15 protein-coding genes are annotated in these 16290 nt (G+C 36.1%); 1 reads left to right on the plus strand and 14 read right to left on the minus strand.

All coding sequences use genetic code 11. The features are described 5' to 3' along the window. Positions 1-175 precede the first annotated feature (175 nt). The 10 genes from G6O70_RS08670 to G6O70_RS08715 form a co-directional block, all read right to left on the minus strand. The gene (locus G6O70_RS08670) at positions 176-1033 is read right to left on the minus strand and encodes an N-acetylmuramoyl-L-alanine amidase (protein ID WP_057868471.1); all 858 of its coding nucleotides are present in this window, start codon (positions 1031-1033) and stop codon (positions 176-178) included. 114 nt (positions 1034-1147) lie between these two features. Next, complete coding sequence (locus tag G6O70_RS08675) at positions 1148-1762, minus strand: HAD-IA family hydrolase (protein ID WP_057868472.1); 615 nt, start codon at positions 1760-1762, stop codon at positions 1148-1150. Positions 1763-1777: 15 nt separating this feature from the next. Then, on the minus strand, positions 1778-2719 hold the full coding sequence (locus G6O70_RS08680; RefSeq protein WP_057868473.1) for an alpha/beta hydrolase: 942 nt from the start codon (positions 2717-2719) through the stop codon (positions 1778-1780). An 11-nt stretch (positions 2720-2730) separates the two neighbouring features. Continuing rightward, positions 2731-3180, minus strand: coding sequence for a D-aminoacyl-tRNA deacylase (gene dtd / locus G6O70_RS08685; protein WP_057868474.1), 450 nt, complete (start codon positions 3178-3180; stop codon positions 2731-2733). Between the two features lie 15 nt (positions 3181-3195). Then, a complete protein-coding gene (locus tag G6O70_RS08690; RefSeq protein WP_057868475.1) occupies positions 3196-5424 on the minus strand; it encodes a RelA/SpoT family protein in 2229 nt (742 codons plus the stop codon). Positions 5425-5566: 142 nt separating this feature from the next. Continuing rightward, on the minus strand, positions 5567-5893 hold the full coding sequence (locus tag G6O70_RS08695; RefSeq protein ID WP_057868476.1) for a hypothetical protein: 327 nt from the start codon (positions 5891-5893) through the stop codon (positions 5567-5569). A gap of 34 nt (positions 5894-5927) precedes the next feature. Then, positions 5928-6686: a 16S rRNA (uracil(1498)-N(3))-methyltransferase gene (locus tag G6O70_RS08700; protein WP_057868477.1), complete on the minus strand. Its 759-nt coding sequence runs from the start codon at positions 6684-6686 to the stop codon at positions 5928-5930. Between the two features lie 12 nt (positions 6687-6698). Next, positions 6699-7586: a 50S ribosomal protein L11 methyltransferase gene (prmA, locus tag G6O70_RS08705; protein ID WP_057868478.1), complete on the minus strand. Its 888-nt coding sequence runs from the start codon at positions 7584-7586 to the stop codon at positions 6699-6701. A gap of 27 nt (positions 7587-7613) precedes the next feature. Then, positions 7614-8111, minus strand: coding sequence for a DUF3013 family protein (locus tag G6O70_RS08710; RefSeq protein ID WP_057868585.1), 498 nt, complete (start codon positions 8109-8111; stop codon positions 7614-7616). Between the two features lie 245 nt (positions 8112-8356). Next, positions 8357-8956 (minus strand): TetR/AcrR family transcriptional regulator, encoded by a 600-nt coding sequence (locus G6O70_RS08715; RefSeq protein ID WP_057868479.1) that lies wholly within the window; start codon positions 8954-8956, stop codon positions 8357-8359. Positions 8957-9148: 192 nt separating this feature from the next. Between G6O70_RS08715 and G6O70_RS08720 the strand changes: the two genes are divergently transcribed. Beyond that, on the plus strand, positions 9149-10108 hold the full coding sequence (locus G6O70_RS08720; protein ID WP_057868480.1) for a nucleoside hydrolase: 960 nt from the start codon (positions 9149-9151) through the stop codon (positions 10106-10108). Between the two features lie 451 nt (positions 10109-10559). Here the strand turns inward: G6O70_RS08720 and lepA are convergent, their stop codons facing one another. The 4 genes from lepA to grpE all read right to left on the minus strand — a co-directional run bounded on the left by lepA (position 10560) and on the right by grpE (position 16276). Beyond that, complete coding sequence (gene lepA / locus G6O70_RS08725; RefSeq protein ID WP_057868482.1) at positions 10560-12383, minus strand: translation elongation factor 4; 1824 nt, start codon at positions 12381-12383, stop codon at positions 10560-10562. Positions 12384-12530: 147 nt separating this feature from the next. Beyond that, the gene (gene dnaJ / locus G6O70_RS08730) at positions 12531-13673 is read right to left on the minus strand and encodes a molecular chaperone DnaJ (RefSeq protein WP_057868483.1); all 1143 of its coding nucleotides are present in this window, start codon (positions 13671-13673) and stop codon (positions 12531-12533) included. 110 nt (positions 13674-13783) lie between these two features. Further along, a complete protein-coding gene (gene dnaK / locus G6O70_RS08735; RefSeq protein ID WP_057868484.1) occupies positions 13784-15631 on the minus strand; it encodes a molecular chaperone DnaK in 1848 nt (615 codons plus the stop codon). 30 nt (positions 15632-15661) lie between these two features. After that, positions 15662-16276, minus strand: a complete 615-nt coding sequence (grpE, locus tag G6O70_RS08740) for a nucleotide exchange factor GrpE (protein ID WP_057868485.1) — start codon at positions 16274-16276, stop codon at positions 15662-15664. Positions 16277-16290 lie beyond the last annotated feature (14 nt).

The following is a 16290-nucleotide window of genomic DNA, read 5'->3' on the forward strand; positions in this document are numbered from 1 at the left end:
GCATTATGCATACACCTAAGAAGTGTCTTTCGTTTGGACCATCCCAGTGAGACTTTCACCAATCACTCACTCTCTATTTGGGAACTTCCAACTACTCCTCTTCTATCCGGCTCTAATATACAACTATAAACATACTTTACTTTTACCACAAAGTCAAGATTTGCAAAGAAGATAACTAGTTCTCAAAATATTTTGTTAAACCTGTTACAACATCTGAAGAAATCGTATTTTGATAAGAATTAGATTTAATTTGTAGAAAATCCCGATCGCTATTAATATATCCCATTTCTAATAATATCGCCGGAAATTTATTATCTCTGATAACTAAGAAATCACCCAAGTCAACACCGCGATTATCTAAATTCAAAGTATTAAACTCTGAATTTATAGTTTTAGCTAAACGATAAGATCTTTTTTTATGATAATAATATGTGGTAACTCCAGACGCATCATTAGCAACTGGTGAAGAATCAAAATGAAAACTAATAAAAACATCAGCATGAACACGATTAGAAAGAGCAGACCTATCTGATAATCCTACATATTTATTTGAATTTCTTGTCATATAAACCTTTGTGCCCTTAGCACGCAACTTTGCAACCACTTTGCGTGCAACCTTCAGAGTATAGGTTTTTTCCATCTTACCAGTTGTAGACAGTGCACCTGAATCAGCACCGCCATGTCCTGGATCAATTACAATTGTAGCATTGGCAACATTGTTTATCTTATTACGATAATTTTTCGCTAAGCTCCAATCAGCAATCCAGCCAAAATTGTTAGTTGCATCCTTAACATAAATCCAGTGATATTTCCTTCGAATTATTGTAACTCGCTGATCTTTTTTTAGCGTACTCTTCCTTGAATATTCAGTACCAGGTCCATTTCGAAGACTAGTTCTCGGTGTCATAATCAGTACTTGCTGCAAATATCCAAATGTTTTAGCAGCTAAAATTATAACAAGAATAATTACAATTGCTATTAGAAATAAATTTCTCCTATTTTTGTATATAAAATACTTGTTTTGGTTTTTCATTAGTCGTCTCCATCAATCATGATTCATCATCTAATCATAAGCTGTACGCAACAAAAACGTTAACTTATTGAATCCATGATAGTACCTAAAAAAATATAAAATTGTATTTTCGATTCATAAAATCTCACTAATCTTCGTTACTTGCTTGTCACAAATGACGGAATTATCAATCAAGTTATCTGGATCAAATAAATACCCAGACATCCCCGCATTATGACCTGCTTTTACATCAAGTACTCGATCGCCTATCATGACCGCTTTTTTTGGATTAATTGAATAACGATTACACAAATACTGTAGTGACTCTGGATTAGGTTTCCTAGGAAAATTGTCCTCAGAAGTCACAAAGCCACTAAAAAACGTCAATAAATCATCTTTTTTTAATAATTCTATTGCTTTTTTATCCCTATGTGTCAGCAAAAAGTTTCGTCCACCTGAAAAAGTTATTTTTTGACACACTTCTTTAACATCAACAAAAGGTCTTGCATTTTTAGAGGCCCTTTTTTCAAGTATCTGATATTTCTCCCTAATCTTTACTTGAAGATCATTTGAAATGTCCAACAAAAAGTCGTCAAAGGTTCTTCCTACTGAATATTGGCGCATTTTTCGGTAAACAGCTTTTCGATTAACTGTAATTCCATATTCTTTAAAAGCAGATACAAAAGAAGACACCATTCCTGGATAAGTATCATAAAGCGTTCCATCAAAATCCCATATAAAATCTTCCAAAAAGGTTCATTCTCCTTATCTTCTTCTAATCCAATCAACTGCAGTATTCATTGCTAAGCGGCATGTATTTGTTTTATCCAATGCATTATGTACCATAAAATTATGAATAGTTCCTTGAAATCTAATTTGTGTTACATCTCCTCCAGCATCACGCATCTTACGTGCAAACGACTCAGCTTCATCACGCACAACATCTGCTTCAGCAGTGATTATCAAAGTTTCAGGTAATGCACCAATTGTTTCTAAATCTGCTTGTAATGGAGAAATCTTGCTACTTAGTGGATCAACATTGAGAGTTAAATATTGTTCCCATGACCACTTCATTTGTTCGCGCGTCAAATCATAGCCTCCAGCAAATTGATGATATGAGTTTGTATCAAAAGCTGCATTCATTATTGGACAAAACAACAGAATTTTGTAAATTTTATGAACAGCAATTTGCTGTACATGGTACGCTAAACTAGTCACTAAAGTTCCACCTGAATCATCCCCAGATAACATTATCCGCGATAAGTCTAGAGGAAATTGCTCTGCTAACTTTGGCAAGCTTTGGTATACCTGTTCTAATTGACTAAGTGCTTCGGGTGCCTTAGATTCAGGTGCTAAAGAATATTCTGGGAAAACGACTGCAACATGCGCTCGATGAACTAATTCTCGTATTAATTTATCATGTGTTGTAATTCCACCAGAAATAAATTGTCCTCCATGGACATAAAAAAGTACTGGAACTTTTTCATGCCCAATATCAGGAGGTAAAATTACATGAACTACATTATCAGAGCCATTGATTTTCAAAGTTTTACTCTCAGAAATTACTTCATGCAAATAAACTTTGGTTCTTTGCTCTAATTCAAAACGTTCTCGAATTACTTTAACCCCAAAAGTAGTTGGCACAAAAACATTTTCTCTTTTGTGACTGAACTCTTGAGCTTCTTTTTCCAACGAAATTAAGCGCAATAGACTCCCCCCTATTTAAGATTATCTGTATCATAGATAATCGTTACTGGTCCGTCGTTCACTAAAGCTATTTGCATATCTGCACCAAAAATTCCCTCTTTGACAACTATTTTCTCTTGGCCTAAAGCTTTATTGAACATTATATAGTTATCCTTTGCTGCTTGTGGATTTTGCGCTGCAGTAAAACTCGGTCGGTTTCCCTTCCTTAAAGCCGCGTACAATGTAAACTGTGAAATTGATAAAATTTCCCCTTTAACTTGTGAAATACTGAGATTCATCTTACCTTCCGAATCAGAAAAAATTCGTAGCTGGCTGATTTTGTGAACTAAATACTTAATTTCAGTAATTCCATCGCCCTCTTCAAAGCCGACAAATAACAAAAAGCCATTGGAGATTTCATTATATATTTTACCATTAATTGCAACGCTGGCCTTGCTAACTCTTTGTAATACAACTCTCACTTGTTAAACTTCTCCTTAATGAATTGTTCTCTTAACTACGTAAACATCTGGAACTCGCTTAATATTATCAATAACCCTTTGCAGATGAATACCATCTCGAATTCCAACTGTGACGTCCATTGTTGCAAGCTTGTTATTGTCTACTCGACCGTTAACCGATTTCAATTGACGTGTACTATTATTGAGTGCCTGCAAAACATCATTTAACAATCCTGAACGATTATAACCCTGAATTTGTAAATCAGCATCATAAAAGGTCTTAGCATCAGAAACAATATTCCAAGTAACATCAATAAAACGACTTCCAGCTTGCTCGGCATTCTTAACATTAGGGCAGTCTACGCGATGTACGGAGACACCTCGGCCCTTAGTAATATAGCCTACTATCTTATCCCCTGGAATTGGATTGCAGCAATGACTCAATCTAACTAATAGATTGTCAACACCCGCAATTACAACGCTCTCTCCACTCTTAGCTTTTTGCGTATTATTTTGTCCATTTTCCTTAGTGAGTTCTTGATGATCCTCTAACAACGCTTTTTCTTCTTGCCGTTTGCGATTTGTCTCTTGTTCGGCTCTAATCTTCTCAGTAAGAGTATTAATAACCCCAAGTGGTGCAACTTCGCCAAATCCAATCGCTGCAAATAAGTCATCTGCACTCGAAAATTTACGTTTTTTCAAAACTTTCGCAATATTGTCGGTTGTCAAAACAACTTTGGGCTCAAAACCCATTTCAAGTAAGTTTTCATCAATGATTTCTTTACCCTTATCAATATTTTCAACTCGATCTTGTTGCTTAAAAAAACGTCTTATTTTATTGCGGGCTTTGTTTGTATGTACCAGTTTTAGCCAATCTTGGCTAGGTCCTGCAGAATTAGATGATGTTAAGATATCAACAATATCACCATTTTTAACCTGATAATCAAGTGGCACAATCTTACCGTTAACTTTTGTTCCGACAGTCTTATTCCCGATTTCAGTATGGATCGAATAAGCCATATCCAGCGGTCCCGCACCCTTTGGTAACTCAAACACATCACCTTTGGGAGTAAATACATAAACCCGATCCCCAAATAAATCGCCTTTTACACTTTCAACAAATTCTGCAGCGTCAATACTATCATCTTGTAATTCGATAATTTCTTTGAACCAGTTGAGCTTTGTTCCAGTATCATTACTAGCAACAGCTTCAGTCTTACCTTCTTTGTATGCCCAGTGAGCAGCAATCCCATACTCGGCAACTCGGTGCATCTCAGAAGTTCTAATCTGCACTTCAAAGGGTTGACCTTTTGGGCCAATCACTGTTGTGTGAAGGGATTGATACATATTCGCTTTTGGCATTGCAATATAGTCTTTAAAACGTCCCGGCATGGGTTTCCACTGAGTATGAATTGCTCCTAAAACCGCATAACAGTCCTTGATAGAATGCACAATCACTCTAACTGCCAATAAATCATAAATCTGGCTAAATTGCTTGTGCTGGTCTTTCATTTTGCGATAGATTGAATAGATATGCTTGGGGCGCCCATAAATTTCACAGTCAACATTCAAATCTGCAATTGATTTCTTGATTTCAATAATTGCTTTATCAATATATTGGACTCTTTCTGTTCTTTTCGAATTCATTAGATGAACAATTCGGTAGTACTGCTGTGGATTTAGGTACCGCAAAGAGACGTCCTCTAACTCCCACTTAATCGTGCTGATACCTAAGCGATCTGCCAAAGGGGCATATATCTCAATTGTTTCATTAGCAATCCTACGTTGTTTGTCAGGGCGTAAATGGGACAGAGTTCGCATATTATGCAACCGATCAGCAAGTTTAACAATAATTACCCGCAAGTCTTTTGACATTGCCAAAAGTAACTTGCGATGATTCTCAGCTAACTGTTGTTGATGTGACTTGTATTGTATTTTACTAAGTTTTGTGACGCCATCAACTATTATTTCAACGTCTTTACCAAATAATTCGTCCAAGTCACCTAAAGTAACTGGTGTATCTTCAACCACATCGTGAAGGAATCCAGCGCAAACTGTTGCTGGATCCATCTTCAAATCAACCAGTATGCCTGCAACCTGTATTGGGTGAATAATATATGGTTCACCAGACTGCCGATGTTGGTCTTTATGCACATAATTAGCAAAGTCATAAGCTTTTTTAACCAATGCTACATGTTTTTCATTCATATATTGCTGGACACCTCTGATTATATCATCCGCACTCCAGTTAGTTTCTTTTTCCATAATGTCCACTCCCAAAATCAGCTGCTCTTATTCTTTTTTCTTTAACTCAGCCAAAACTTTGCCGATATAAAAAGAAATGTGACAAAAGTTTTTTCTTTCATACACATTTTCTCAAAAGCAAAATTGTCATAATACACGTAAGCTAATCCTTAACCGCACCATATGTTAAAAAACCAATTAAGAGATAAACAATTGCAATATAATATGCAAAGCTCTCAAAAAAAAGGTTAACCCCAATAAGATATATAGCTGGGAAAAACAGTAGGTAAATAATTGGTTGTTTCTTAATTCCTACAATCAACCCAGATAAAATTGTGAATATTACATTGATTCCAAAAAATGCAAAAGTATATTTTTGAACATCTGTTAAATTAATAACATTAAAGATAATCGGAACGACAATTGCGATAGCAGTTGCAAATGCTAAATACCATAAAGTTGTTAATGAAAATATTTTTTTTGAAGTCATCTTAAATCCTCACTTAATTATAATTGTCTATATTCTACCCTAATTCTAACGCGAATGAAAGTGCTGAGAGAAGATACAACGGAGCTGTCTCAGCACGCATAATTCTCGGTCCTAAGCCCGCAAAAACAAAAGCATTCTCATTCATATATGCTACTTCTCTAGCAGAGATTCCGCCTTCAGGCCCAAAAACAGCAAGAATTTCAGAACTCAACGAGGCTTCAACTTGCTTTTTTAACGAAGTAGTCAATTTAAATAAATTACTTTTTTCGCCCTCTTTTGCTGACTCTTCATAAGCAACCAGTCTATAATCAAAACGTGGTAATTCTATCGCATCCAAGCTCGAACAGTAATGAACATTCGGTATCTTGGTTCGATGTGATTGTTGAGCAGCATTAAGAGCAACTTTAGCCAAGCGATCCACTTTTTTTGTGACTTTTTTTGAATCCCATTTTGTAACAGAGAATTCACCTGCAAAAAAAATAAACTCTTTAGCACCTAATTCTGTTCCCTTTTGCACTATCCACTCAGCTTTTTCGCCTTTCGATAGCGCACAAGCAATTGTCACAGAAGCTGGTAGTTCAACGTTGGCTTCAACCCATTTAATTAGCTCCGCTTTCGCCTCATCTTTTTTTACTTGTGTTATCCTCATTAATGCAATCTTCTGAGTTTCTAAAACAAGCTCAAAATAACTACCTACATGCATTCTCATAACTCTAATTGCATGATGATAGATGTCAGTTGGTAGAATTAATTCATTGGTTATTTTAGATTTATCAATGAAGTATCGTTGCATCTATTAGTCCCCCTAATCTTTTTGGGCAATAATTGCAACCCATTTTTCATCATTAAGGATTTCAACAATCCTTAAACCAATCGACTGAACTCGAGCAACCATCTCTTCTTTTTTTTCATTAATAATTCCCGCCATAATGAATTTGCCTTGTGGTTTTAAGTGTTCTATTACATGTGGCAATAACAACAGCTGCACCTCTGGTAATATATTAGCTAAGATAATATCAGCTTGACCTTTTGCTCCATCTAATAAACTGCTTAATTCTAATTCAACATTCGTAACTGTCTTATTTAATTCCAAGTTTCTTTTTGCAGATGCAATTGCATCAACCTCAACATCACATGCATAAACTCTTTTAACACCTAATCTGCTTGCTGCAATGCTTAATATTCCTGTGCCAGTTCCAACATCAAAAACCACTTCATTTCCTCGCACATAAGTCTCTAATGCCTGTAAAGCCAAGACTGTAGTCGGATGTGTGCCAGTTCCAAAAGCTTGTTGCGGATCTAACCTAATAACAATTTCTGAGTCTTGTTGCTTATGATATTCTTCCCAAAAAGGAACAATTGATAGAAAATGGGTAATTCTTTGAGCATGATAATATTTTTCCCACTCATTTTTCCAAGATTGATCATCTATAACACTACTCTTAATAAAAGTATTACTAGTGTCAAATCCATATTTTTTAAGATCGTCAACACGTTTTTTAATAAAATCAATCTTACTACTAATCTTTTGATTCAACTCAAAGAAGCCACTGATACTAATAGATTGACTTCGACCTTCTAAAAAATCGTTATCATCATTTTCAATTCCTTGTGCTCCTAGGTCTAACAGAATATTCTCAAGTGGTGCTTGCAATTCATTACCAGCTATAATTGTTAATTTGTCCCAACGCAAATGAAATCCTCCAAACTACTTTTTCTCCTATACCTCATATGGTAATATACCTGATACACTTTTTTCCTTTTCTCTAACTAATTCTTCAAAATCTTCTTCTGACCATTTCAGTTCAAAATTCAATAAAAAATCTAGCTGTTCACTATTACTTAAAAAGTGCTGTAAATTTTTGCGCCCAGATAGCAATATTACTTTTAGATACTCTAAAAAGGCAACCCCGCGGGCTTTCTTCCACCCGGACTCACCATCATACGCTATGCAAGCCAAAAAGTCATCACTCCAAGCTGGTTTAAATTTTTGATTTGTACTGTCATATATAAGGATTGAATCTACAAATTCTATCGGATTTTCTTTAGAACTATCACCAGTCATATCCAATAGGAAATGTTGGCCCTTTTTTTCGATACTAAAAGTGATGTCAACTGTAAAAGTATGATCATCTTTGTCCCAAAGTAAGTCTAAACCCCCATCGAATCCTAGATTAGCCAAACCAGTAGTCAAAAACTCATTTAGACTTTGTCTCATCACTTCACCATCCTCATCAAGTCGCGAGTGAAACGTAAATCAATAAAATGTGCGTATCATTAAGAATTTTATAGAAGTAATCTGCTTTTTCGTTACTCATAATCCATAATTGACTACAAATTGTTGATTTATATCCCAAACCGATAAATAGTTGAAATATTACTATATTAATAGTAATATTTCAACTTGCCCGTGACAACATATTTATTCATATATTTCTTCAATTAACACTATTTAACTCTTTTTTAACTTAATTCTGCATCGACCATACTAGATAGCAGCTGATAACTATTTTGCAATATCAGCTTACTTTCTTCAGAATTGTGCAACATACTCTGCGCTGCACCTAAAATAAAGCGCCACAATAACCTACTCTTTATATTAACTGAACTATTTTCCATTGACAAAAGTTCTACTAAATTATCAATCAATTCTTTTTTCAGTTGCTGATACTCTACTAATTTATAACCCTCTTGTATTTGGTCTTCACTGACTTCAAAAAAAATGATCGCACTTAAATAGCCTTTATAATTAACTGAAAAATCCTCAAATGCTGCCCAGAAAGCAGTAAATTGTTGCTTAGAGTTGAGTGGATGACTTTCTTGATATTGCGATTGTATGAGCTTCAACAATTTTTTATATCCACGTAACATTATTTCAAAATATATCTGATTTTTGCTCTCAAAGTAAGTGTATAATGTTTTTTTACTAAATTCTGCTTCACTTGCAATTTCGTCAATACTAGTTGCCGCAAACCCTTTTTTAAAAAATTTACTTTCTGCCGCATTTAATACATCCTGCTTTTTTATTTCACGAATCTCAAATCTACGTTCAATCTGGCCCATTATTCTCACACCTATACTTAAAATTTATAAAAGGAAACTTGGAGTATACTATACAATACTCACAGTGTATTACTTTAACCTAAGAGTTTCAAGTTAACTAAAACGCTTAGTTAGTAACAGATAATCTAGTCACTTCTACCATTATTTGATAAGATATACGTAGACACATAATAGAATTCTTGGAGGCAACAAATGGCTAAATATAAAATGATATTAGACTTAGATACTGGAATTGACGATGCACTAGCATTAGCGTACGCAATAGCAGATCAAGACTGCGATTTAATCGGAATCATTGGATCTTATGGAAATGTACTTATCGAACAAGGTACACAAAATAGTCGCGATCTACTTTCATTGCTTGGAGCAAGTAACGTTCCTGTTTATGAGGGCCTATCACACTCGTCCACTACCTCAAACTTCACTGTCCAACCTGTCAGTGCCCGAATTCATGGAGATAATGGTGTGGCAAATTTGAATCTTACTCATGCCTCGACAAAAATCGAAAAACAATCTGGTGTTGACTTTCTAATTGATGCAGCCCACAAATATAAAAAAAACTTACTGTTGGTTCCAACTGGACCTCTTACAAATCTAGCAGCTGCTATTAAGAAGGATCCAGCAATCACAAAATTGATCGGTCATGTAACTTTGATGGGTGGTGCACTAACAGTTCCCGGAAACGTTAGTCCCGTTTCAGAGGCAAATATTCACCAAGATCCAGAAGCAGCAAATGCAGTTTTTCAGTCTGATATTGAGCTGACCATGGTTGGCCTAGATGTTACCACGCGAACATTATTAACTAAACAAGAAACTAGAATTTGGCGTAATCTTAAAACTAAATCTGGAAGCATCTATGCAGACTTGGTTGATTACTATATTGAAGCGTATAAAGAGACAAACCCTCATTTAAATGGTTGTGCACTTCATGATCCGCTTGCTGTTGCAGCTGCGCTTGAACCAAAACTCCTTGATACAATTTACTTAAATATGAAGGTAGATACAAATGAACCTTATGAAGGACGCACAATTGGTGACGAGACTCGTTTAAACTTACCTGCAATAACAACACAAGTAGCTACCAATGTTGATGTAAAACGTTTCACTACAAAATTTATGGAGCGCCTTACAACATTATTTCAAAAGTATTAATTGAGGTGATAAAATGGCAAAAATTTCTTTAGGCTTATATATTTTCTGGTTAATTTTATTAATACTCAAATATTTCTCACTAGAAAAAAATTCATCTTTTTCTTATTTTCGTACCTTTTTTGGAAGAATTTCGTGGTATCGAAATTCAAGAGTCCTTATATTATTAATAAGTTTATTTTTGATTGAAATTTTTCTTCCCCTTAACCAAGTATATCTTCTTTTTTTCATCACAGGAGGTATAACCATTCTTATGTCTTTAGCTAATTTTAAATTCAAAGCAGGTAAAGTATGGACAAACTTATTTGTATTGTTGATTGGAATCTGCATAACAGGTTTTTCAAGTTTATTCATTTTCTAAATTTGATACATAAAAAGATAGCAGCAGTACGCTAGGTCAAAGGTTAATACTTGACTCAGCGTACTGCTGCTATACTTATTTTATAAAATATTATTATTCTTCATTTGTCTTCAAAACTGCCATAAAGGCTTCTTGTGGTACTTCAACTGTTCCGACCGATTTCATCCGTTTTTTTCCACGTTTTTGCTTGTCTAGTAATTTAGCACGACGATCTGGATCGCCTGTATGAATTTTAGCCGTAACATCTTTGCGATATGCTTTAATGTTTGTTCTAGCTATAATTTTTGCTCCAATTGCAGCTTGAATTGGAATTTCAAAGTTCTGACGCGGAATTATTTCTTTTAACTTGCTTGTGATTACGCGAGCTCTTTGTGGTGCAAATTCCCGGTGAGCAATAAAACTAAGTGCATCGACCTTGTCGCCATTCATCAAAATATCAATCTTTACCAAATCTCCTGTGCGGGTACCATCCAAATCATAGTCAAGCGATGCATATCCTTTTGTACTAGATTTCAGTTTATCAAAGAAATCAAAAATTATTTCTGACAGTGGCATCACATAAATAACATTTACACGATAATCATCAAGATACTCCATTGTAACAAATTTACCGCGTTTTGCCTGACAAAGTTCCATAACAGCTCCTACATAGTCATTAGGTACCATGATTGTAGCCTTTACAAACGGTTCGTTAATTGCTTTTATTGCAGTTGATTCCGGCATTTCTGCAGGATTAGAAACAACTTTATGATTTCCATCAGTTAGCTCAACATCATAAGTTACTGATGGAGCAGTTGTAATCAAATCCATGTTAAATTCTCGTTCAAGTCTTTCTTGAACCACATCCATATGCAAAAGTCCTAAAAAGCCACAGCGAAACCCAAAACCAAGCGCAGTCGAGGTCTCAGGTTCAAATTCCAATGCTGCATCATTCAACTGTAGCTTTTCAAGTGCTTCTCTTAAATCATTATACTTAGCATTGTCAGTCGGATACAACCCTGAATAAACCATGGGATTCATTTCGCGATAGCCTTCTAATGCTTTTTCAGCTGGGTTAGCCGAACTGGTTACCGTATCACCCACACGAGTGTCTTGAATGTCTTTAATACTTGCAGTTAGATACCCAACATCTCCTGCCATCAATAAGTCTCGTTTAATCGGCTTAGGTGAGTTAACACCCACTTCAACAACCTCATACTCCGTTTGGCCGTTCATTAAACGTATTCGGTCACCAGACTTAACAGTTCCTTCAAAAACACGAACACTTAAAACAACACCACGATAGTCGTCATAGACAGAATCAAAGATTAGTGCCTTCAGTGAACCTTCCAGATTACCTTCTGGGGCAGGAATATCATGAACAATTTTTTCAAGCATCTCTTCAATTCCAATTCCTTGTTTCGCACTCGCTAAAACTGCTTCTGATGCATCAAGTCCGATCACGTCTTCAATTTCTTGCCGAACAACTTCAGGTTGCGCAGAAGGCAAGTCTACTTTGTTAATTACAGGAACAATTTCCAAATCATCATCTAGAGCTAAATAAACATTAGCTAACGTTTGTGCTTCAACCCCCTGTGCCGCATCAACAACCAAAACTGCACCTTCACATGCAGCTAAACTTCTCGAAACTTCATAGGAGAAGTCCACGTGGCCCGGTGTATCAATCAGATGAAAAATATAAGTTTTACCATCTTTAGCGTGATAGTTAAGCTCTACAGCATTCAACTTAATGGTAATTCCGCGTTCACGCTCTAATTCCATGGAATCAAGAAGCTGAGCTTGCATTTCTCTTTTTGATACTGTCTCAGTTAATTCTAAGATTCGATCTGCGAGAGTTGATTTTCCGTGATCGATATGAGCTACAATTGAGAAATTACGAATTCTTTTTTGGCGCTCCTTTAATAATTCAACATCCATGCATTAATTCCTACTTTCTTACTCGAAATGTTCTTAAACTTAATTATAGCAAGCCATCAAGCTAAATACAACGCACCAAAAAATAACACACAAATAAAGCCTAGCTTAAATTTAGTAAGACTAAAAATTAAGCTAGACCCTAATCTATCATTTTTTGTGTTTCTTTAATCTATCAAAAATTGACTCATTCTGAATTTTTTCTCCACTGGCTTCTGCAAAATTACGTAAAGCTTCTTTTTGCTTCTGATTTAATCCCTTAGGAGTTTGGATCTTAACAGTAACCTGTTGATCTCCATTGCCATTGCCACGAAGATAAGGGGCACCTTTGCCACGCAATCTAAAGACGGTTCCTGATTGCGTCCCAGCTGGAATCTTCATCTGTACATCTCCGTGAACAGTTTTAACAGTGACTTCATCTCCTAATGTCGCCTGTACAAAACTAATTGGCATTTCGAAGAAAATATTGGCCCCATCTCGTTTAAAAATCTTACTTGGAGCAACATTGAAGATAACGTACAAGTCTCCATAAGGTCCACCATTTTCACCGGCTTCACCTTGACCTTGCAGACGCATTTGATTTCCATCTTCAACTCCAGCCGGAATTGAGACTTCAACTTCATGTTTTTCATGAACGTGGCCATCACCATGACAAGTTTCACATTTCTCCTTGATAATCTTGCCTGTACCGTGACACACATCACATTCTTGTTGCGTAACTACCTGACCTAGCGGTGTTGATCTCTTAACACGGATTACACCACTACCGCCACAACGTGAACAATTCTCTGGAGTCGTGCCACGTTTAGCTCCACTACCATCACAAGTCTTACACAAAGCTTCCCTTGTATATTGGATACTTGTTTTCTTGCCAAAGATTGCCTCTTCAAAAGTCAAATCCATTTCATATTGTAAATCTCTACCTTGTCTAGGTGCATTAGGATTTCGTGATGCAGAACCGCCACCACCAAAAAATGAACTGAAAATATCTTCAAATCCACCGCCACCGAAGTCGCTGAATCCACCACCAAAACCACCATTTTGACCAGAGAATCCACCAAAACCTTGTTGTCCACCAGTCGACCCATATTGGTCAAACTGTGCTTTCTTTTGGGGATCACTAAGAATCTCATATGCTTCGTTAATTTCTTTGAACTTTTCTTCTGCACCTGGTTCTTTATTTAAATCTGGATGATACTTCTTAGAGAGCTTACGATAAGCTTTCTTAATATCAGCGGCAGAGGCATCTTTGGATACACCCAAAACCTCATACGGATTTCTGATTTCTGCCATTTTTACCCTCCATCATAATAAGATGTTTGTTTAGCTTAGCGTAACATAATAATAGCTAAATAAAAAGCCAAAGTCCAAAACCTGGTCTTTGACTTTTTATCAGTTAACGACTATTTTTTGTCATCAGGATCAACTTCTTTGAAGTCTCCTTCAACTGTATCGTCATTAGTCTTATCCTCTGTACCAGCTGCTGCAGAATCTCCGCCATCTTTGGCCTGAGCTTCTTGAGCTTGTTGATATAATTTAACTGATAAGTCTTGAACAATCTTCGTCAAATCATCCTTTTTAGTCTTCATTTCTTCGACATTATTTTCATCTTGAGCCTTCTTTAAAGCATCACGCGCTTCTTCAGCCTTCTTGATTTCATCTTCAGAAACCTTGTCCTTTATTTCTGATAATGTCTTGTCAGTCGTGAAGAGTAATTGATCAACTTCATTCTTTAAGTCAACTTCATCTTTACGCTTCTTATCTGCTTCTTCGTTTTCCTGAGCTTCCTTAACCATTCGATCAATTTCATCGTCTGAAAGACCAGTTGAACTCTTAATAGTAATCTTTTGTTCTTTATTTGTTCCTAAGTCCTTAGCAGATACATTTACAATCCCATTTTTATCAATATCAAACTTAACTTCGATTTGTGGGATTCCACGAGGAGCTGCTGGAATATCCGTTAACTGGAAGCGACCAAGTGTCTTATTGTCTGCAGCCATTGGACGTTCACCCTGCAAAACATGAATATCAACGGCTGGCTGGTTATCTGCAGCAGTTGAAAATACTTGGGACTTGCTTGTTGGAATTGTTGTGTTACGATCAATTAATTTTGTAAACACACCACCCATTGTTTCAATACCAAGGGATAATGGTGTTACATCAAGCAAAACAACATCCTTAACATCACCAGTAATAACCCCACCTTGAATAGCAGCACCAAGAGCAACTGCTTCATCTGGGTTAACTGATTGGTTAGGTTTCTTACCTGTTTCAGCTTCAACTGCAGCTTGAACTGCTGGTATACGTGTAGAACCACCAACCAAAATAACTTCATCAATTTCACTCATTGAAAGTCCAGCATCCTTCAAAGCGTTACGCACTGGAATTTTTGTTCTTTCAACTAAATCAGCTGTTAAGTTATCAAATTGTGCTCGTGTTAATGTCTTTTCCAAATGAAGTGGACCATTTTCACCAGCTGTAATAAATGGTAAGCTGATTTGTGCACTTGTAATACCAGAAAGGTCCTTTTTAGCCTTTTCAGCTGCATCCTTTAGACGTTGCATAGCCATTTTATCTTTTGAAAGATCAATACCATTTTCCTTCTTAAACTCTGCAACTAACCATTCCATGATTTTGTTATCAAAATCATCTCCACCAAGGAATGTATCACCATTAGTTGAAAGTACTTCGAACACCCCGTCGCCAAGCTCAAGGATAGAAACATCGAATGTTCCACCACCAAGGTCAAACACTAGGATTTTTTCATCATGATCAGTCTTATCAAGACCATATGCCAAAGCGGCAGCCGTTGGTTCATTGACAATTCTTTCAACTTTTAAACCAGCAATTTTTCCAGCATCCTTTGTTGCTTGACGCTGACTGTCATTAAAGTATGCAGGAACAGTGATAACTGCTTGTGTAACATCCTCACCAAGATATGATTCTGCATAATCTTTGATATACTGTAAGATCATTGCAGAAATTTCTTGTGGTGTATATTCTTTATCTTGAATTTTTACTTTATAACCAGCTTCACCCATATGGCGCTTAATTGATGCGATTGTATCTGGATTTGTAATTGCTTGTCTTTTTGCAACTTCACCAACTTGTGTTTCACCATTTTTAAATGACACAACTGATGGAGTCGTACGATTTCCTTCAGGGTTAGCAATAATCTTAGCTTCTTTTCCTTCAAGAACAGCAACTGCTGAGTTAGTTGTTCCTAAATCAATACCAATAATCTTTGACATTAATTTCAACCTCTTTCAAAAAATTTTAATTTATTGTGCAACGACTACCATTGCAGGCCGCAATACGCGGTCTTTTAACATATAGCCATCCTGGAATACTTCAATTACTGTTTCATTTTTCTGGCCCTTTTCAGCTGGCACAGATTTAACAGCTTGATGAAGCGCTGGATCAAAAACCTGTCCAAGTGCTTCAATCTTTGTCACATTATTTGCCTTCAATGCTTTCTCCATATCGTTAAAAACAAGTTCAATACCTCTTTTTAATTGCTTGGAAGCATCATCAGTGACTTCAATTTGTAAGGCACGATTCAAATTGTCAATAACTGGGAGAACATCTTTAGCAAGGCTTTGACCATCGTAACGTAACAACTTCTCTTGTTCTTTCTTAAACCTTGTATGCATATTAGCCATTTCAGCTTCTGCTCTCAAGTATTTATCTTCGAAGTCATCACATTTTTTTTGAAGTTCTGCTACTTTTAGTTTCAACTCTTCTTGTTCAGAATCTTCATTATCAACAGCTGATTTCTCCGAAGTTGCTTTATTTTCACCGACTTGCGCAGCTGTCTCATCCTTAACAGACTCATCCACAGCTTTTTTTTCATCAGTCTTCAAAATTTCTTCTTCGCTTCCATTTTGCTCTGACAAACCGACACCCCTTT

Source organism: Liquorilactobacillus hordei DSM 19519 (assembly GCF_019443985.1).
Lineage (GTDB): Bacteria > Bacillota > Bacilli > Lactobacillales > Lactobacillaceae > Liquorilactobacillus > Liquorilactobacillus hordei.

Coding starts and splice junctions, on each gene's coding strand:
- G6O70_RS08715 (WP_057868479.1), bottom strand. CDS start 8,956: ATGGGCCAGATTGAACGTAGATTTGAGATTCGTGAAATAAAAAAGCAG.
- G6O70_RS08690 (WP_057868475.1), bottom strand. CDS start 5,424: ATGGAAAAAGAAACTAACTGGAGTGCGGATGATATAATCAGAGGTGTC.
- G6O70_RS08720 (WP_057868480.1), top strand. CDS start 9,149: ATGGCTAAATATAAAATGATATTAGACTTAGATACTGGAATTGACGAT.
- dnaJ (WP_057868483.1), bottom strand. CDS start 13,673: ATGGCAGAAATCAGAAATCCGTATGAGGTTTTGGGTGTATCCAAAGAT.
- G6O70_RS08695 (WP_057868476.1), bottom strand. CDS start 5,893: ATGACTTCAAAAAAAATATTTTCATTAACAACTTTATGGTATTTAGCA.
- G6O70_RS08670 (WP_057868471.1), bottom strand. CDS start 1,033: ATGAAAAACCAAAACAAGTATTTTATATACAAAAATAGGAGAAATTTA.
- G6O70_RS08700 (WP_057868477.1), bottom strand. CDS start 6,686: ATGCAACGATACTTCATTGATAAATCTAAAATAACCAATGAATTAATT.
- dnaK (WP_057868484.1), bottom strand. CDS start 15,631: ATGTCAAAGATTATTGGTATTGATTTAGGAACAACTAACTCAGCAGTT.
- G6O70_RS08710 (WP_057868585.1), bottom strand. CDS start 8,111: ATGAGACAAAGTCTAAATGAGTTTTTGACTACTGGTTTGGCTAATCTA.
- lepA (WP_057868482.1), bottom strand. CDS start 12,383: ATGGATGTTGAATTATTAAAGGAGCGCCAAAAAAGAATTCGTAATTTC.